The organism is Duncaniella muricolitica (assembly GCF_910574735.1).
GTDB lineage: Bacteria > Bacteroidota > Bacteroidia > Bacteroidales > Muribaculaceae > Duncaniella > Duncaniella muricolitica.
This window is the reverse complement of the sequence record NZ_CAJTCF010000075.1, coordinates 1-19,859: the sequence shown is the minus strand read 5'-3', so window position 1 is coordinate 19,859 and position 19,859 is coordinate 1. Positions and strand designations below refer to the sequence as shown.

At 40.9% G+C, this 19,859-nt stretch carries 17 protein-coding genes; 14 read left to right on the top strand and 3 right to left on the bottom strand.

Annotated elements, in window-relative coordinates:
• The first annotated feature begins 241 nt into the window (after positions 1–241).
• The 14 genes from QGT73_RS14115 (at position 242) to QGT73_RS14050 (ending at position 16,809) form a co-directional block, all read left to right on the top strand.
• Positions 242–1,501: a radical SAM/SPASM domain-containing protein gene (locus QGT73_RS14115; RefSeq protein WP_280122850.1), complete on the top strand. Its 1,260-nt coding sequence runs from the start codon at positions 242–244 to the stop codon at positions 1,499–1,501.
• 65 nt (positions 1,502–1,566) lie between these two features.
• Complete coding sequence (locus tag QGT73_RS14110; RefSeq protein WP_123486327.1) at positions 1,567–2,082, top strand: very short patch repair endonuclease; 516 nt, start codon at positions 1,567–1,569, stop codon at positions 2,080–2,082.
• A gap of 219 nt (positions 2,083–2,301) precedes the next feature.
• The gene (dcm, locus tag QGT73_RS14105; protein ID WP_123486328.1) at positions 2,302–3,393 is read left to right on the top strand and encodes a DNA (cytosine-5-)-methyltransferase; all 1,092 of its coding nucleotides are present in this window, start codon (positions 2,302–2,304) and stop codon (positions 3,391–3,393) included.
• A gap of 457 nt (positions 3,394–3,850) precedes the next feature.
• Positions 3,851–5,284 (top strand): GTPase, encoded by a 1,434-nt coding sequence (locus tag QGT73_RS14100; protein WP_148059884.1) that lies wholly within the window; start codon positions 3,851–3,853, stop codon positions 5,282–5,284.
• Positions 5,281–7,584, top strand: coding sequence for an LlaJI family restriction endonuclease (locus tag QGT73_RS14095; protein WP_154956091.1), 2,304 nt, complete (start codon positions 5,281–5,283; stop codon positions 7,582–7,584). Before QGT73_RS14100 ends, QGT73_RS14095 begins: the two co-directional genes overlap by 4 nt.
• Positions 7,574–8,869: a metallophosphoesterase family protein gene (locus QGT73_RS14090; protein WP_123477124.1), complete on the top strand. Its 1,296-nt coding sequence runs from the start codon at positions 7,574–7,576 to the stop codon at positions 8,867–8,869. The genes QGT73_RS14095 and QGT73_RS14090 overlap by 11 nt, the downstream gene beginning before the upstream one ends.
• Positions 8,870–8,873: 4 nt before the next feature.
• A complete protein-coding gene (locus QGT73_RS14085; protein WP_123477126.1) occupies positions 8,874–9,815 on the top strand; it encodes a hypothetical protein in 942 nt (313 codons plus the stop codon).
• The gene (locus QGT73_RS14080) at positions 9,812–10,726 is read left to right on the top strand and encodes a TRAFAC clade GTPase domain-containing protein (RefSeq protein WP_123477128.1); all 915 of its coding nucleotides are present in this window, start codon (positions 9,812–9,814) and stop codon (positions 10,724–10,726) included. Before QGT73_RS14085 ends, QGT73_RS14080 begins: the two co-directional genes overlap by 4 nt.
• Positions 10,719–11,504 (top strand): TRAFAC clade GTPase domain-containing protein, encoded by a 786-nt coding sequence (locus tag QGT73_RS14075; RefSeq protein ID WP_123477130.1) that lies wholly within the window; start codon positions 10,719–10,721, stop codon positions 11,502–11,504. The genes QGT73_RS14080 and QGT73_RS14075 overlap by 8 nt, the downstream gene beginning before the upstream one ends.
• Before the next feature lie 5 nt (positions 11,505–11,509).
• A complete protein-coding gene (locus QGT73_RS14070) occupies positions 11,510–13,492 on the top strand; it encodes a GAP1-N1 domain-containing protein (RefSeq protein WP_123477132.1) in 1,983 nt (660 codons plus the stop codon).
• 84 nt (positions 13,493–13,576) lie between these two features.
• On the top strand, positions 13,577–14,338 hold the full coding sequence (locus QGT73_RS14065) for a DUF2971 domain-containing protein (RefSeq protein WP_255201366.1): 762 nt from the start codon (positions 13,577–13,579) through the stop codon (positions 14,336–14,338).
• A gap of 26 nt (positions 14,339–14,364) precedes the next feature.
• Positions 14,365–15,396 carry a virulence RhuM family protein gene (locus QGT73_RS14060; protein ID WP_123477134.1) on the top strand — a complete coding sequence of 344 codons (1,032 nt, stop codon included), beginning with the start codon at positions 14,365–14,367 and terminating at the stop codon, positions 15,394–15,396.
• A 7-nt stretch (positions 15,397–15,403) separates the two neighbouring features.
• Complete coding sequence (locus QGT73_RS14055; RefSeq protein WP_123477136.1) at positions 15,404–15,781, top strand: antitoxin VbhA family protein; 378 nt, start codon at positions 15,404–15,406, stop codon at positions 15,779–15,781.
• On the top strand, positions 15,778–16,809 hold the full coding sequence (locus QGT73_RS14050; protein ID WP_123477138.1) for an alcohol dehydrogenase: 1,032 nt from the start codon (positions 15,778–15,780) through the stop codon (positions 16,807–16,809). Before QGT73_RS14055 ends, QGT73_RS14050 begins: the two co-directional genes overlap by 4 nt.
• 80 nt (positions 16,810–16,889) lie before the next feature.
• On the opposite strand, the gene QGT73_RS14045 is transcribed toward QGT73_RS14050, so the two are convergent.
• From QGT73_RS14045 to QGT73_RS14035, 3 genes are read right to left on the bottom strand one after another with little or no spacing between them, the layout of a single operon-like run.
• Positions 16,890–17,465, bottom strand: a complete 576-nt coding sequence (locus tag QGT73_RS14045; RefSeq protein ID WP_123477140.1) for a metallophosphoesterase — start codon at positions 17,463–17,465, stop codon at positions 16,890–16,892.
• Positions 17,449–18,234, bottom strand: a complete 786-nt coding sequence (locus tag QGT73_RS14040; RefSeq protein ID WP_154956093.1) for a metallophosphoesterase — start codon at positions 18,232–18,234, stop codon at positions 17,449–17,451. Before QGT73_RS14040 ends, QGT73_RS14045 begins: the two co-directional genes overlap by 17 nt.
• Positions 18,235–18,254: 20 nt before the next feature.
• Complete coding sequence (locus QGT73_RS14035; RefSeq protein ID WP_123477144.1) at positions 18,255–19,385, bottom strand: hypothetical protein; 1,131 nt, start codon at positions 19,383–19,385, stop codon at positions 18,255–18,257.
• Positions 19,386–19,859: the final 474 nt, after the last annotated feature.

Genomic DNA, 19,859 nt, shown 5'->3' with positions numbered 1-19,859 from the left:
GGAATTGACCCGAACAAGACTTTAAATGCTAAACTTGTCAAAGAACTCCTTGGCTTGGCGGTAGATGCCGCTTAGCCTATGAATAATTTTTTAACGAACTATTGATTGTACGTCACCCCACGTTATATTTAGAGATTACCCTAATTTCGGCTATCTAACAGATAACCGAAATTTTGGTTATGATACAGCTATAAAAAGCAGTCGTAAGATTGGAGAACGTGTCATTTCTAAAGTAGGAAGTGTGTTTTACTCCACGTTAACCAATCGTCCTCAGACTATCCGAGAAATAGCCGAAAAATTATCACATATATTCACCGATATACCTTTTCAAACTCTTGAAAATGACGCAAAAGATTTTTTAAGCGAATTGTCTTCAGATGGCTTTGTTGTATGCTCAGATGATCCAGAAAACGACCATGTTGATGATTGGTTTTCTTATACGAATTTGCGAAATTTTCCCATAGAAAAAAACTCAATTAATGATAATACGGATCAATTTGACAGCAATTGGTTTACCAATAATCGTTTGACCCGACTTCATTTAAGTATTTCTAGTGCATGTAACGAGCATTGCATTCACTGCTATTTTCCTTGCCATACTAAAGGCGAAATAATGACTAAAGAATTGTTTGATGATATTCTCTCGCAATGTCGGAATTTGAATGTCTTAAACATAACAATGAGCGGAGGGGAACCAATGCTGAACCCTCATTTGAAATATTTTATACAAAAATGCCGAGAGGCTAATTTTTCAATTAACATTCTTTCCAATCTAATATCTATTACAGACGACATCATCGAGGAATTCAAAAGGACTCCTCTTCTTAGCGTCCAAACCTCGCTTTACTCTTTAGACGAGAGTATCCATGATTCAATTACTGGCGTAAAAGGCAGTTGCGCCCGAACTAAGAAGGCGATTGAGACCCTTTACAAGCTCAATATACCCATGCAGATAAATTGCCCAATAATGAAACAAAATAGGAACACATTTCGTGATGTTTTAAGTTGGGCTAAATCATACAATATTGAAGCCAGTAGCGACTATATGCTATTTGGATGTTTTGATGGTTCTCGTAAAAACCTGCATTGCAGATTAGATTTACCTGAAATTGAATCATTGATAAATGAACTGCAAACAAAAGATTCTAATCAGGTTAAAGCAGAATCTCCATCCCTGAAATCCATATGCCCAGTATGCTACAGTTCTTTATGTATATCTGCTTTGGGTAAGGTATATCCTTGTGAAGGTTGGCAAAGTTGTATATTAGGTAATATTAATAATCAATCAATTCGTGATATTTGGGAGAACTCATCTGATGTTTTAGCATTAAGGAGCTTAACTATACGTGATTTCCCTAAATGCCAAAACTGTGATTATAAAGAGTATTGCTCCATATGTCTTATTCGAAATGTCAATGAAAGCGAATATCTTGATTGTAAGGATGTCAATCCATATTTCTGTGCCATTGCTAAGATTAAGCGACAAATAATCGGCAAATAAATCAACATAAATCCCGCAAACCAACATTTAACAATCGTCTAATGAGTTATTTGTCTTTATAAAATATGGCAGATGTGATGACCCCGGAGCAGCGCAGCCGCTGCATGGCGGCTATAAAGGGAAAAGATACCAAACCCGAACTGATTGTGCGGAAGTATCTTTTCTCCCGAGGTCTGCGTTTCCGTGTTCAGGTAAGGAAGCTGTCGGGTAATCCTGATATTGTATTGCCGAAATACAAGACCGTCATTTTTGTCAATGGATGCTTCTGGCATGGGCACGAGGGTTGCAAGTATTTCCGGTTGCCAAAGTCCAATGTCGAGTTTTGGGAAGCGAAGATTGAGCGCAATGTTGCCCGCGATGTCCGTAACGAGGCCGAGCTGAAAGCCCTTGGATGGCGTGTCGTCCGAGTATGGGAGTGCGAAATCAAGACTGTAGCAGAGCGCAAGGAATATCTTAAACGACTGTATGACCGCATTGTCAATCTGGTTCAATTATACCCTAATGAGTCTGACACTGATGAAACATCCATAGCTGCTGAGCCTAAATCAGAGCATATTTATAGCAGAAACAACCATTCTTAACTTTGGTGTACCTTATTTTTGCCCATACCGCCAATTAACTTTGTCAACGATAGCCGAAGTCTCGAAAAAAAGTCGTAACTTTGCAATCTAAACTGCGCTTGCGCTGACAAAGGCCAATTATGTAAGAAACATTTCTTATACAACATATTAACGGAACTTCCGTGTAGTCGCATAAAGGTTTGGTCGCCTGTCAGCCTACATGGAAGCTCTCTCTTTATTATGCCTAAGAAAGGATTTACATTTATAGACTTATTTGCTGGCATCGGTGGCTTTCACCAAGCCATGCACTCTGTTGGCGGAACTTGTGTTTTTGCCAGTGAGTGGAACAAATATGCTCGCGCGTCTTACGAAGCAAATTATAAATCCGTTTCTCCCGAAATCTTTGAAAACGAAAATCAATTCTTTGCAGGTGACATAAACGAGGTTGCCCCCGCTTCAATTCCACCCTTTGATGTTTGTTGTGCTGGCTTTCCATGTCAGCCATTTTCTATTGCTGGACATAGACTTGGTTTTGAAGACATACGGGGTACTCTGTTTTTCAATATTGCCAATATTGTAAAAGCCAAAATTGATGCAGGAAACCCACCAAAGGTTCTTCTTCTTGAAAACGTCAAGGGCCTAAAGAATCACGAAAAGGGCGAAACCCTTAAAGTGATTTTAGCTACTTTGGAGGAATTGGGCTATAATTATAACATTGAAATTCTCAATGCTAAATATTTTGGGGTACCTCAAAATCGAGAGCGTCTATTTATCGTTGCGTGGCACAAAGACCTAATCAAAGCCGAATCTTTTCATTTCCCATACGGCATAGACTCCAAGGGCAATACAATTTTCAACAAAAACAAAGTCGCCGAATGTGCTCGACCAACAAGTGTTTCAGATATATTTGAGCCTAAATCTTCTCTTGATTCTTCTTTCACCATAAGTGATAGAATGTGGGCTGGTCATCAGGCTAGAAAAGAAAGGAATCGCCAAAACGGCAAAGGATTTGGCTATTCTCTATTCAAAGACGATAGTATTTATTGCAGCACGATATCAGCACGATATTGGAAAGACGGTAGCGAAATTCTCATTGATCAATCAGATCTTGGGCTGAATCCACGCAGACTTACACCAGTTGAAGCCGGAAGGCTTCAAGGTTATAATATTGAGGGTGCGGGATGGGAAAACGATACACCCAATAAGCCAACCGAGCAAATGCCCTATAATATTGTGGTATCGAAAAAAGAAGCATACCAACAATTTGGCAATAGTGTCGCTGTTCCAGTTGTAAAAAGAATTGCACTTGAAATCACCAAACAATTATTATAATATGCAATCCCTACTTAACTTTCTGCATGACGAGTCTATTTCAAGTCCGTTTAGAGCGGAATTGAGTAATCGTGGTGGCTATATTACTTTTAGCAATTCTGGACGCCGTGGAGATACGAAATATTTCCAAATTGGTATAGACTCAATTCTTACTACTCTAAAGGATATCCTTACTAACATTGAGGTCTTCTCTCGTATTCAGGATTATGAAGAGAAGCCTTGGCGTGATAATGGGTCTATTTATTTCTCTGATCCGGTTGCCAATGCTAATTCCACGGTGCAAACCAAGCCTCTTTTCTCTACTCTGAGCAAAATTATTAAATGGGCTAATCAGCCCACCTTAAATAACTTAAATACGGATAATCGCATAAGTATTACTCCTGATACATTAGAAAATACAATAACCAAACTCAATGTAGTAGCAGATTCATTTGCTCCACACAGCAATTCTAAAATAGTGAAGCCTCCACTCAACGAGCCGTTGCAAATAATTTATTACGGTGCACCGGGTACTGGTAAGTCATTTACCATTGACGATAAAACGGACGATGAAAACTCGGTACGTACTACGTTTCACCCAGATAGTGATTATGCTTCATTCGTTGGCGCGTACAAGCCTACGATGGAATACGATGATATTCATTACGTCAATTCGGATGGAGTGGTTAGATATACTAATCCAGACAAGAATCGTGAGGGACGTGTACATCCCGGCACTGAGAAGAAGATTGTCTACAAATATGTGCCTCAGGCTTTCTTGAAAGCATACGTGGCAGCATGGAGCAATCTTGACACGCCTTATTTCCTCATTATTGAGGAAATCAATCGTGGCAACTGCGCTCAGATTTTCGGCGACCTTTTCCAACTGCTTGACCGCAACAATGCGGGCAGTTCGTCGTATGCCATTCATGCAGACGAGGACATCTCGCAGTTCCTCAGTTCCGACAACAAGGGATTTGCCGCTCTTTCTGACGAGCAGAAAGACGCTATCCGTGCTTTTGAACTACACAAGGATAACGGCAAAACACAGGCTGTCGGTCAGAACATTCTAGACGGCAAACTTCTGCTCTTACCGCCCAATCTCTACATTTGGGCTACGATGAACACAAGCGACCAGTCGCTTTTCCCCATCGACTCCGCTTTCAAGCGTCGTTGGAACTGGAAGTATATGCCTATCGAGTACAATCCCCTTGACAAGAAAACTCAGCAGCCGATTGATTGGAAATTCCAAATCGGTGACAACCTCTATTCTTGGGGGCAATTCCTTGGCAAAATCAACCCCGAAATCTATACGCTTACCGAATCTTCGGACAAACAGATGGGCTATTTCTTTGCCAAGGCCGATAATGCCACCGGCATTATCTCCGAGGATGTTTTCTTGAACAAGGTGCTGTTCTATCTCTGGACTGACGTATTCAAAGACTTCGACGTATCAAGTGAACTTTTCAAAAACAAGAAAGCTAACCGCTCGTTCCGTTTCACCGACTTCTTCGAGGACTCCGAAGCTCTCGGCAACTTTATTGACAATCTCGACCTGAATAGTATAGAGCCTGTGAATTTAGCCATGACAGAAGACGGAATCTCCAGATTGTCTGTAAAATTCCCCGACGGTACCATACTCAACACAGGCAATATGATTGACATATACACCAGAACTCTTGAAAGAATTGGACTCGATATGGTCTTCAGTGTATTGGCAGACAGGAAAAAGGGAATTTATCCACTTATTACCAAAGAACAGATTGCGATTGAGAATCCCGGTTCAAAACGTAGATATAAGAAAGTCGGAGATTATTACCTTTTAGTTGGGCCAGACACATATCCGTATGCTGGAATTATTAATGAACTTTCGAGTTTATTGTCAATTGATTTGAATGCTGAGTTCGAATGAAACTACTGATTGAAGAATACCAGTATAACGTAGCCGACGTTGAAAACGTGCTTGACGGGCTTTTCACCCTGCAAGATGTTGAGCAGAAAGTGTCGGTCAGCTACGTTGGGTATTATTACAATCCGCACCACAAAGTTCGCGACGTAGTTTTCATTCTCCCCAAAGTGCTTATCGACGAGCAGGGATATGTGTTTGGTGAATATGAACCGAAAGACCTTATCCATCTCGACGATGCGAAAATGGACGAGAAGCACCGCAAGTTCCTCTACGAATTTGCCGTGTGGATTCACCGCGCAATCGTTGTCTACAACGACTCGCACGAGAAGAACGAAATCGTTCTCCACCGCCAAATTCAAGACGAGGGCAAGGGCTCGCACAAGAAAAAGAGCAACACGCTCCTTGATGTTATCCTTTCGCTAATACGCTTCAATAAGGAAAATCAGCAGTTTTTCACTTTCATATTGAAGAACCTGCACTCCGGTTTCAACAAGATAAACTGGGGCAAGACCATTGCCCAGACTACGGCCATTGTTCAGGACAGTAGCCCGACCTACCTTAACCCGGTCAACAAAAAGCGTCAGGTGAATTTCGATGAAGAACTCATTGTAATCTTCTTCTCAATTCTGCAATACATATCGGACACATACGGCTTCCGCTCAAACATAAACTTCGGTTTCAAACTCATCACCGGTGCCAAGTTCAAGCGATACCTTGACGGCTTCGGGCGTACACGCCTCCGTCAGATAAAATATAAATATTTCTCTGACACCGCCGTCAAGCTCTGGGATTTATGTTATGCCTTCTTCGATAAGACATACAAAATCCGCGTCAATACATCTCAAAGCGAATACTTGCTTGTGAAATCCTTCCACATCGTATTCGAGTCTATGATTGACGAACTTATCGGTGACACCGACATACCGCGTGGCCTGAAAGAACAAGACGATGGTAAGCTCGTCGACCACTTCTATACCTACGACGGACTGCTCATTGACGATAAAGCCGACGATGATATTTACTACATCGGCGACTCGAAGTATTATAAAATCGGCAACTCGCTCGGTAAGGAATCCATCTACAAACAGCGCACCTATGCGCGTAATGTTATCCAATGGAATCTCGATATATGGCTTAACGGCAAGCCACACAAGCCAGACATGGCTGACCCGTTCGAGCGCATACAACTCTTTGACGAAGTTACCGAGGGCTACAATGTTATCCCCAACTTCTTCATCTCAGCCTCCATCGACAAGAAAACCTTGTCGTATGAAGACTATACCGAGCCGCATCCAAATCAGCCGCCGGTCAGCCGTCAGTTCAAGAATCGGCTCTATGACCGCGACACGCTGTTGCTCTCGCATTACGATGTCAACTTTCTTTTTGTGCTCGCGCTTTACGCTCGCAACAATGCCGGGGCAAAAGCCGCGTGGCGGCACAGCGTCCGCGACAAATTCCGTCGCGCCGTGCAGGATATGCTCAAAGAGAAATTCGAGTTTTACGCTCTGGCAGCGCACCCCGATGTCGATGCCTCGGCCTACTTCAAAGCGCACTTTCAAGAAACCCTCGGCAAGACTTTCCGACCATACGAGAATCAGAATCATTTCTCACTTGCGTTAGATAAATCATATCCTGAAGACAACAAACGACTTCGGGCATTGCTCGGCGAAAACTTTTATGTTGTTCCTGTCGAACTCGGTAAAGACCCGACCGTTCAGTTAGAAAAAGAGCGAAAAGATAAAGGTATAGTAAATAGTCCTGATGGTATGGGTAAATTCCTTACCTGTCTTGTGCGCAAGGAAGAAACTGGAGAAGACGGTCGAAAAAATGTCGCAAAACTTTATCAACTGTTCTACAATCATGAGGCAGAGGGTGCTACTTATGTTATGCTTAATATGCCAGGAGGTGACATTTCCGAAGCCAAGTACCTTTTGCCTCTTATCGACAACACAACCGACGGATATTATGACATTGAGCGCATCTCGTTCGGGACACGCACAAAGGTAATGAAGGACGGGCAATCAATCCCGAATTATCCAACACTTCGTATCAAGATAGGCTCTTACCATCCGCTCGAACGCCGTTGCACCGAGGGCATCGTGCCTCGCATGGCAAACCAAATTTGGAGTTACTCCCAGCTCCAGAATGTCATAGCTAAATCACAATCGTATTTTTATGAGAAGAATGATGAGAAATTAATTGCGCAGGAGCCTGAAGTACAATACGCATACCACCAAGCAGAGAACGATTATATAGATGAATCATTTGATCACGTAAATAAAAACACCAAAAATGCAGAATAAACTTAAAATATTACTTCTATCGGATATACATTTTCTTTCTCTGCCTGCTGAGCACGACTCTCATGCTCAGGTTAGACGTGCATTTTTACAAGATATTGAAGGATACAAGGTAGTCAACGGTGATTTTGACGTCATTTTGGTAAGTGGCGACATTGCATACAAAGGAGTGAAATCGGAATACGATAAGGCATTAGCGTTTTTTCATCAATTATGTGATGTATCTGGTTGCGCTTATGAAAGAATTTATGTGGTTCCGGGCAACCATGACAAAAACTTAAACGCGGTAAGAGCGGAACTTAGACATCTAATAAACCAAGGACTTAGTTCTGAAAAAGCGGATCATGAGCATTCTTCAAAACTATACCTCAATTTGTTAATCCGTGATAGGGAAGCTTGCAAAGCATTATACTCGCCATTTAGAGAATATGCAGAATTTGCTGTCAAAATGGATTGTTGTGATTCTATAATGTGCAAATTAACAAATTCTGAAGATTCTGTATTTGATGAAGAGAATGATAAGGCCTACTATAAACAAGAAATTGGGGTTCTTAATGAGTATCCAGTTGTGCTTTATGGATTCAATACCTGTCTCAATAGTGATTGGTTTGATGAAGATGATCATGGAGTAGGTCACAAATTGTTTTTGCCTATGCTTGGGTACCACGCCCTTGTTGATATCTCGGGGACTATCAACATAGCCATGATGCATCATCCATTGGACAGAATTGTTCATTCCAGGTCAATTTCCACATTTATGGATAAACATTATCCAATCCAAATTTTTGGACATCTGCATAAGCCTGTATGCTGGGAAGATAAATGTCTTCACATTCAGTCTGGTGCTCTTCAGCCTCAAACCCGTTCAGAGGGAGGAGACGAGTATTTCTCGGTATACAATATATTGGAATTAAATGTGACTTCAGATGAAAACGGAAAAGACTTCTTGCAGGCTAATCTAAGCGTTCAAAGATATAGACCAGAATCTGAAGGGTTTGAAACTCTTGATTCCGAAGGTCATTCCTTCAAGACACAATTACATCGAACTCCGAGCAGATGGAGCAATGACAATAAACAAAAATCATTGACAGAGAGACTTCCACCTAATGTTTCAAAACGGCAAATACGTCTACGCTTCCTTAATTTTCATGATCAGAAATCAGTTATCAAACACATGAATATATATACATATAACGATAATATTTCCCTCCATGAGAATTGTTTCCATTTTCTTGAAACTGTTGACAACAAGCATAAGTATGCTACATTGTGGTCTTTAGTGAAATAATGGCATGAGTATAATATTAAAAAAAATATTAGAGGGAGCCTCAGCGCTTCCATATTCCGATTCAACAATAAGCATGTTGGAAGAGGCGGCGGTCTCTTATATCGACCTCACACGTGTATATGAAATTGTAGAAGAACTCTCTCTATGTTATTTGGGAGGTAAAATTTCCCACACATACAGACAACACATTTCATTGAAGATAGCGGAAAGTTCTCCTACAATCATTCTTCCTGAAAATGTGCTACGTCGTATCGCATTCTTTATTGTTTGGAAAATAATCATGGATACAGATGATGTCACTGAGCTTACTCAGGCAATCTCAACTACTGTATTTATGAACTTTCTTGTCATAAAAAAACAGGATTTTTACAGTATACCTAATCCTGTTGAGGTAAAAAGTATATATAAACATCATTTATCCTCACTCATACATACCAAAGAAGCGTCTACAAATGGATCTGCTGATGATTTGGCAGAAAGGATATTCAATGATGATTTTGATATCAGCGAACTTACAGCCTCCGATGTATCTAGTTTGCGCGAATTAGCGCAAGAAGCGTCTTTGTATTATGTTGAAAAGTTTATTTCAAAAATTCAACATGGGAATGAGGAAGATGAATTCTTAACTACCTATAATATTGTTAAGTATATTGTAGATACTATCAAATCTCCACTCTCACCGTGCGACATTGTTTATTATCTAAAGCAAGGTCTTGGTAGCAAAGTTGCAAAACGAAAAAAACTTAAGAATATCATAACAGTCCTACCCAAATACTCTGAGGATGGGGTCTTTTCAAATTCATCTATAATTTTGCGGCTTCTCAACAACGATGTCGTACCAGAAGGGCTCCAACTATTAGAGATGCATTTCAGCGTGTATGAATTTGGGATTTACCTGTTTTACGAACTTCTTGTTGAACGTTTAATCGAGCAAACTGAGATATGAGCGATTTAACTAATTTTGTAAAGGACAATATAGGAGATTCTATTTCTAAGGAATCTACAACAAATACAAATGGACAAATTGACGGAACGTTTTCCGGAGATGCTATTAAGGATGAAAGTTCCGTTAACAGTCTACACTATGATAAAAAACCTACAGTTGTTTCTATTATAGGGTTCCCTGGATATGGCAAAACTTGCTTTATAGCAACGATTTATCAGATCTTATTGAACGAAGGTAAGCTTGATGAATTTAGTTTTGTTGATTCTGATACATTTGTGGGCTTTGAGCGTAGAATTTATATGAGACGGTGCTCGGTATTGGATGAGAACAGTGCTCCTCAGACCAAGAGGACTTTACGAGGAGAGGGACATATCCTCACCTTGCGATTCACTCATCCACAAGATGGAGAAAAAATTATCATTGTCACTGATAGATCGGGAGAGGACTATATAGATTGTGCAAATCAAAAAAACAAGATTAACGATCATCTATTGCTGAAGCATTCTGACTATGTTCTGCTATTTGTGGATAGCACAATTCTTGTAGATTGTGCTCAAATGATGGAATTTTCAGATACTCTCTCTGACTTATTAATCAATATTCAACAGGCACAAGCCATCCAAAAATCTGCACAGATTTTAATTGTGTTTAATAAGATTGATGCCGTTGAATTGTCTACTCAATTCCAAAAGAGTAGTGATACAATTGAGGCTTTGATAAAAGAGAAATTTCCTCTCAATAACATTGTGAGCAAAAGAATTGTTTCAAATAATATAGCGAATAGTAAAGGACTTAAACAATTATTCTCTGAAATAGTCAACTTCGATACGACCGCAATTACTCATAATGATCGTGATTACGAAGGGATTGATTGGGTCAATAATATCATAAAACAGAAAAAAAATGGTTAACGTCAACGTTCTTATTGCAGGTCTTATAGGCTCAGGCAAGTCTACCCTTATTGGGGCTCTTGCCTATGCTATAAAGATGGGGAAATGCAGTTATTCGTTTGTAGATAGGCCAGAGGACTTAACTCCACTAGCGAAGTTATACAAGCCGTGGTTATCCCTAACTCCAGTTAATAGGACTGCCCTGGGAAATTCAGAGACATTCGAGTTTTCTCTTAAAAAGGAAGTCGGATCTCAGATAACTATATCTATTCCGGATTATGCCGGTGAAGATTTTGAAAGACTTATATCAAAGCAATCTGACATATTAAATCATTGGGGAGGGGAAAAGAATGCTCTAATTTTTCTTATTAAAGACTTTGAATTAGATGCCTTAGAAGAAGCCTTTGTTACTGAAGTAGAAAATAGGGAAAATTTACCCATTCATCCTTTTTCATTAGAATTAACGACTTCCCAAGTAAAAAATTTACTATTACTTAAAGAACTCCTTAAGTGCGTTCGATGGGAATCTGTTGTAATAGGAATCTCCGCTTGGGATAGATATGATGATAATTATCTGCCAGATACTTTTTTAAAGGAAAAAGCACCGGTGCTATATAATTACATCAGACACTATCTCCCGAAGACTAAAGTAATTGGCGTAAGTGCCCAAGGTGCGGAATATGCTGAAAACCTTCGTCAAGAACTTTCAGAAAGAACCATGAACAATACACGTTCATGGTCAGTAATCAATAATGAACGGGTGTATGATCTCACAAAAATACTTGATTTGATATATTGACAAATATGATTATACATCAGTCCCTTCATGGTTACAAGAATGGCCATCACAAGTTAGCCTCCTCACTTTCCCTCCCAATAGAAAGCGAGAATAAAATGTTGCTTTTCAGTGACTGGTCGGAATATGATGGTGGCGTAGACGGCGATATGTCGTATCTCACTTGTTATCCATTAGGAGACAGCACTCATTACGTGGTGGCAAAAACCTGGTATGCGCAAGAGGCTGAAAGACCGGGTAGTGTCTGGACCCATTCATTAATTATTCCCATAGATGATCTTGGGGATGAATTTAATTTTGCAGCGCTTGAATGTTATTTTCATCGTCCTGATGGTTCAGAATACAATTACTTCCTTCCTCTTGAAATCTTCACGAAAGAGGAACCAATAAAAGATAGCTCAATCCAGATGTCTGGAGAGAAAGACATTATAGAAAGTGTATATTATACCCTATCACTTTTGTCTGGTAAAGTGATTATTCCTATCATACAACCATCGAGGTATTATAGGACATTACTTCTTTCTATACTTCAACACCTTCCATTGGGAATATTAAGAAACGTAACTGCATGTAGCGGGTGGTCTTCTCATAAGAAGAATGATTCATATTCTTTTAATTTAATTTTTTGTTCCGGTATAAACTCAGTTTTCGGTTTAATTAAAAAATGTGAAATACCTGTGGCTTACTCCGAACAACTGCACCATATTTCTGGTTCCATTACACAGGGTAGTTCTACTCTTCCCGACCTTATTAGGTTTTTCTCTAATGATATTGAGTCAGACCCTAATAAGTTGTATTCTGTTATTGCTTTGGTAAGTGCTCTGGAAAATGCGTATAACAACGCTTCCAAAGAACTTACGTATTCAGATATAGTTGAAATTATTACTCGTTGTTTCCCCTCATCTTATGAAGGCTCAACTTTAAAAAAATTGTTTTTTGGAAAAAATACAGCTTTACTTTTTTGCGAAGAATTAGATTATTATGAGATATTGACTACTTTAAAAGATAAGATTTTTGTTAATTGGGAATCGATTAATTTCAATCAAAATGCTTCCTCATATCTATTATCATCATTTGAAAATTATACTGCAATCTGTGAACAATTATCTTCAGAAAAAGTAAAGATTAATTGTAAAGGTAATTGGCTTTTAGAATATGCTTCCAGACATTTGCCCAAAGAGTGGATTACGCGTTTATTTACTAATAATTGGAATGTATTCATCCGATTGGCTACAATTAATCACGATATTTTATCAGGGGATTATTGGATGAATTTAGTTGATGCAAGAATTAACAAAATATTGGCACTTGTGCTTACTGACGAGTCAAATATAGATTTAGATTGGTCAAAACTAACCGTATCCATAATTTCCAATAATACTGCTATCACAATGGCACAGATGAAAGTTCTTCATAATAAAAACTCCAATCTAGTAAATTTGTTAATGGACAACATTGACAATGGAACCATCACAAACAATTCACATTGGATTACTTTTGTATCTAACCATCCGAAAGAAACATTAACATGGTTGATAGGAAAAAATAGATTGTCTAATAGAACTACTGATTATTTAGTTACAAGTTTTAACGCTAATAGTTTCCTAGTTAAATCTATGGGGAGTGGTGTATGGGAAGCTTTTTATAAATCGTATAATGTTTTTAAGGGTCTCCGAAATTATATCTTCATGTTTGCATTGGCCCGCAATTGGAAAGATAATCTTTCATTAGCAATGTTAAAGTTGTCATTCGTTAAGATTCACAATTCTTTGTCAAAGAACAATATTAGCGAAAATGAGTGGGCTGCATTATCTCCATATCTTGCGTCCTTACCATTTTGGCAAAACTGGGACAATTGCAAAAAGCTTAGAGTGGGTGTAGTCGAAACGCTTATTTCTTTAGGCTATTCCAAAGATGTTTTATCGGATTTCACCAGTTCAAAAAATTTAAATGCCATGTTAGTAAAGATATGGGAGAAAAAAAACAAGTAGGCTTATTTCGTCTAGATGGTTTATATAAACCCGAATGTAGTCATTGACATTAACAATATCACAAACAGTTAGTAGAATTTTCGGATGAGCAATCTGCTATATAAATATCTTGATATTAAAGGCGCTATAATGATGCTACATCATAGTAATTTGATGTATGCTAATGCGACTACATTTAATGACCCGTTTGATTGTCATCCAAACTTGATTGACTTTTCTAAAGTGCCATCTGAAAAATGTAAAATATGGGATGCAAAAGTAATTGAAGATTTAGAATCTAATAGATACATAAATAATAGGAACGATTTATGGATTTGCTGTTTATCTAAAGTATACGATTCTCTGTTAATGTGGAGCTATTATAATAAACATATGGGAGTCTGCATAGGTATTAATATGGAGTATGTAAAAAAATATATTCATGTTGGATATGGTCTGATGGTAACTACGCAAGGTCAGGAAGTTAATTATAGAGATATCATAAAAAAGCCGGATTACTTTCGTGACTATAAAGATTTTTTCAATTATCAAATATTTACTAAAGCAAAAGCCTGGGAACATGAACAAGAAGTGAGATTGTATATTTTCAAACCATCCCCAATGTTTATGGCTTTATTACCTTTTCAACAAGATAAAAATGAGCTTAATTGGAAAGAAGTCAGGTCCTTTATAAAAATAGGGCCGGAATGTTTTGATTCAATATATTTAGGTGTTAACATTAGCAATACCGATAGAGACCGAATAATTTGTCTTGCAAAGAAGATCAATTCTGAAATAAAGGTATATCAGATGTTCCCCGATACGAATTTCTTTAATCTAATAGCTGTTCAAGAAGAAGGAATATAAAACTTTAATTTATTGCAATCCTTACGATGGCGAAGAAGTTTGAGATACGAAATAGCACGGCGGAGTTCCTGATCTTTCAGATAGAGGGAAAGGAAGATGGCGTGCAGGTTGTGTACCGTGATGAATCTGTGTGGTGTACGCAGAAGACTATGGCACAGTTGTTTGACTGCTCTTCTGACAACATCGGACTTCATCTGAAAAATATATATGAGACCGGCGAGTTGACTCTGGAGGCAACTACCGAGAATTTCTCGGTAGTTCAAAATGAGGGAGAGCGTCAAGTGAACCGAAAGCTAAAGTTTTACAATCTCGATGCCATTATATCAGTTGGCTATCGGGTGAACAGTACCCGGGCCACGCAGTTTAGGCAGTGGTGTACATTTATTTTGCGTCAGTTTGCCATCCGTGGATATGTGATTGACAAGAAACGGATGGAAAACGGGTCGTTTATAGGAGAGGATTATTTCGAACACCTGTTGGCTGAGATACGGGAGATTCGCCTCAGTGAGCGGCGTTTCTATCAGAAGCTGACCGACATTTATGCTACGGCCATCGACTACAACCGCGATGCGCCAACCACCCGACTTTTCTTCAAGAAAGTTCAGAACAAGATGCACTACGCTGTTCATGGTCATACAGCCGCCGAGCTTATCGTGGAACGCGCCAACGCCGAGAAAGAACACATGGGACTGACAACATGGGAAAACGCGCCGCATGGGAAGATTGTAAAGCCTGACGTAAGTATTGCCAAGAACTATCTCAAAGAGGTGGAACTTGCCGACATGGGGCGACTGGTCAATGCCGTGCTTGATATGGCAGAGCGTATGGCTCAACGTCATATTCCCATGACAATGGAGGACTGGGCGAAACGAATCGACATAATTCTTGAAGCGTCAGGCGATGCCGTTCTGACCGATGCCGGCAAAATCACCGCAGAGTTTGCCAAGAACTTTGCAGAATCAGAGTTTGAGAAATACCGCATAATCCAAGACAAACTCTTTCAGTCGGACTTCGACCGCTTCAACGACGACAATTTACTTCCATTGGACATAGAATGACAATCCCATGACATACGAAGAGAAATATCAGGAACTTGTGAAGTTGTCTCACTGCGATAATCCCAAGATAAAAGAACAGGCTGATGCATGGCTTGTCAGTATAGGCTTGCAAGACGTGGCCGAACTGACGGTATCTGCACTCTTGCTTGATTTGGCAATCAGGAATGTCAAGGGTGAGATTTCTCGTGATGAAGTGAGTCAAAGATTAAGGGAGCATTATGGGGATAATTTATATGATGAATCCCAAAACTTGCTTGATGGAGGTTATGAGATTTTACCACCCGATTCTCCGAAGATAAAAGAGATAGAGGATTACAACCGTAAACTCCGTCCGGCTTTGTATGCAGAACTTGATAAAAAGAGGAATAGAAGAAAGTTAGAATGAAAGCATTGACATATACGAAGCCGGGACAGTTTGAGCTGATTGAGAAACCGAAACCGGAGATTTTGAACCCAAAGGATGCCGTGGTGAGGGTTACTCTTTCGAGTATCTGCTCGTCGGACCTCCATATTCGGCATGGGGCTGTACCTCAGGCGGAGGTCGGCATTACCGTTGGGCATGAATTAGTTGGTGTCGTTGAGGCGGTCGGTTCGGAGGTCACCAAGGTCAAGCCGGGCGACAGGGTTGCCGTGAATGTCGAGACGTTCTGCGGCGAGTGCTTCTATTGCAAACGGGGATACGTGAACAACTGCACATCCGGTGGGTGGATGCTTGGTTGCCGCATTGATGGCGGTCAGGCGGAATATGTCCGTGTGCCGTATGCCGACAACGGTCTGACTCCGATTCCCGATAACGTGAGTGACGAACAGGCACTTTTTGTCGGCGACATTCTCGCCACCGGTTATTGGGCTGCAAAGATTTCTGAAATTTCAGAGGAAGACACGGTACTGATCATCGGTGCTGGGCCTACCGGGTTATGCACTTTAGAATGTGTGCAACTGTATCAGCCACATAAGATAGTCGTTTGCGAGGCTGAAAAGAGCCGTCGGCATTTCGTACGCCAGCATTATCCGAATGTCAAGGTATTAGAGCCAACAAAATGCCTTGAAGTACTTAAGTCATTGACAGAGGATCGTGGTGCCGACCGCGTCATTGAAGTTGCCGGAGGCGAGGATACTTTTGAGCTTGCATGGCGTTGTGCCCGTCCCAATGCCATCGTCACGATTGTCGCACTATACGAAAAGGAACAGATATTGCCGCTGCCGTGGATGTATGGCAAGAACCTGACGTTCAAGACCGGCGGCGTCGATGCTTGCGACTGCGTCAAAATCATGCAGATGATTTCCGAAGGCAAGATTGATACAACCCATCTGATAACCCACCGCTACCCACTAAGCCGAATCCAGGAAGCCTACGACCTGTTCGCCAGTCGCGCCGACAACGTCATCAAAACTGCCATCCATCCCGATTAAAGAGCATAATCAAAAACTTTATAAACAGAAAGACGACGGCGTCTCGTTAGCGGACAAGACGCCGTCGAGAAGGTAAATACTTAGTTCGATTCAATCTGCTTTTGAATCTTGGCGCGTACCTCATCGAAAGACAGAGGCGTGAAGTTATTGTTGTCTACACCGACATCAAGCTGTGTCGGGAAGAGGTACTGAAGGCGTCCGGCGTCAATCCCGGTGTTCGATGGGCGGGTATGCACATGACCGAACAGTTGCCATACATCGTTATGATAGCCGCCATCAAAGCACAGATAAGGAAAGTGATTCAGATAGATTTTCTTTTTGCCGACCTGAATGCACATCGACATTGCAACGTGCTCGAACCTGTCTATGAATCCTTGCCGGATATTCTTGAGGTCATGATTACCGAGAACGAGATAGATTCTGCCGTTTAGACGGTCAAGAATCTTATTCCACTCTTCAGCTCCACCGAGACAGAAGTCTCCGAGATGGAAGATTACATCATCAGGCCCAACCACATTGTTCCAGTTAGTGATGATTGTTTCGTTCATCTGCCCTACAGTCTTGAAAGGGCGATTGCAATATCGCAGTATGTTGGTATGATTGAAATGTGTATCGGAAGTGAAAAACAACCGGTCACCGTCAAATTTGAAATTCATTGTCATTGATTTCTATTACGGCATCCCAGCGGAAATCAGCCTGTTCACCATGAAAGGTGTAACCAAGCTGATTGCAGATGCACCGGGTATTACCGATGGTTTTGTTTATGTTTCGATGCGAATGGCCGTATATCCAGTATTCGATACGGCTACTGGCAATAAAGTCGCCAAGTTCGGATGTAAAGGCCCCGTTTATCGGGCTACCCTTGAACTCGTTTGCCATAAGCTCGAACGACGGCACATGGTGAGTGGCGACTATAATGTGCTCCGCATTACTCTGCCCTACGCTCCGCTCGATGAACTCACGGCAACGCTCATGCTCCTGATTGAAACGCTGGGCCGAGAGACGGAACTGTCCGTTTCTGATACGATGAAAGTCAGTTACTCCGCGTTCGGTCTGATACTCATCATAAGGATGAATCTTTGCCCAAAGAGTCGATGCGATGAGATCGATGTTGGGAGCCAACTGAATCACACAGTTATAGCAAGTTTTTACATTCGGACGTATTTCTTGCTGCCAGCCTTCGTGAAGGTCGTTGATGTCGAAACTCTTGTATAACTCGTGGTTGCCGGGAATTACGATAGTCTGACGGAAAGACTCTGCACACCAGTCCCAGAAGGGATGATGCACGTAGTTGTCATCACCGAGATAGCCGATGTCTCCGGCCAATATCAGAACATCGCCGGCTGCTGCCAGCGGATTCTCTTTAAGCCAACGGCTGTTTTCATGAAACTCCAGATGGAGGTCAGATGCGTATTGTATTTTCATATTCCCTTATTGTTAAGCTGTTAAGCGAGAGGACTTACCTTCTCAAGCTTTTTCCATTCAGTGTTTGCGATTATTTCCTTGATAACATCCTTGCCGACTTCGTCCGCATAAGGGAGTTTCATCTGGCTACCGATGTCATCGCCCTGCATATATCGATACGCATAAGGGGTAATCTCTACGTAGTCGGTTTCCTTCAAGATTCCGAGAATATGATCGACTTCTCCCAATTCAACCGAGATTCCGGCATCAGACAATCCTATGACAGCTCGGAAGCAATCATCAAGATTCCAATAGCTACCGGTGCCGACATAAAAATGCCATTGACCATTGGTATATGTAGGGTACAAGTGAACTCTCGCATACACCACATCAAAGCCGTGATAAGGTGAGACCTCGGACTTCCATCTTCTGAAATCATCCTCAGAATCAAGATTATATTCTCTTGCCTCATGCCCTTTGCTTGAATGCCTGAAGACTTCGATATCATCTCCCGACATCTTGCCATATACAGCTTCGTATGCTATACGCCAATAGTGCATATATCGTCTGATGGTCATCTCGGAAAACTGCGTAGGCTCGACCTGATTCTCGTATAAGTTGATTACCCGAGGTATATCGATTCCGTCATAGCTATTGTCAGGAATCAAAGAGTTCAGGACTGACCTCTTTATCAACCCTTCTCTCCGGTAGTAACCCAAATATTTCTCAACATACGAATTATATTGTTCGGGCGCAGACAAGATGTTGTCAACGAGTCCGGCAACATACTTCTCGATTTTTGAGAATATTCCGACGAGTTCATCCTCATAGAAACAATGGCGGGAATTACAATCATCCTTGTCACAAAATACATGATGGTCATAAGTGTCTCCGGTGATATAGAGATGATGGCGATCCTTATAGGTTGATACCGACAACCTATACCACTCCCATCTTTTACCCTTGACCTCAAACCAAAGACTTCTCCTCTCATCATCGCCCATAGGAGCCAGACGACTCATCGAGCCATGTATGCTGCGTATGATATCTGCACACTTACTTGAAACGGCAGTCACGTCAAGACCGCGACTGTCGGGGAGGTAGAGGATGTCTGTCTGAGTCAGAGCATTCTGGCGATATAATTTCTTTTGATCATTAAACTTCATTTTCATTCGGGTTATGCGTCATAAGACGCGATTATTGAAATGTGTGTCCGCAGCTAATCGCGATGGAGAAGGTTATATCGGTGAGGACACAAAAAACGACTGTCGGGAAGCTTGGTAAGGACTTTCCGACAGTCGTTATATCTCAGTAGTCTGTATTTGTAGACTAACTTATGTCAGTTGGGTTACTGAAACGAAACGGTCGGACAGATCCGCAATATGATGTGCCTGTTGTTGACGGCATAAGCGCACAAGCATTGCGTTCAAAGCCTTTTAAGCTCTGAATACGTTTGCTAATTAGAGTATTGCAATGCTGTCTTGCCATTTGTTTCGTTTTAATTGGGCGCAAAGTTAATACTTTTTCACAAATCAGGTAACTACTCAGGTAGGTTTGTCGTACTCCCCCATGCACAACTTCCCTCGTTGCAACCAACGAGAGTAAATCGTTTTTTTACAAAATATGAAGCTGTTTATAATGTCAGC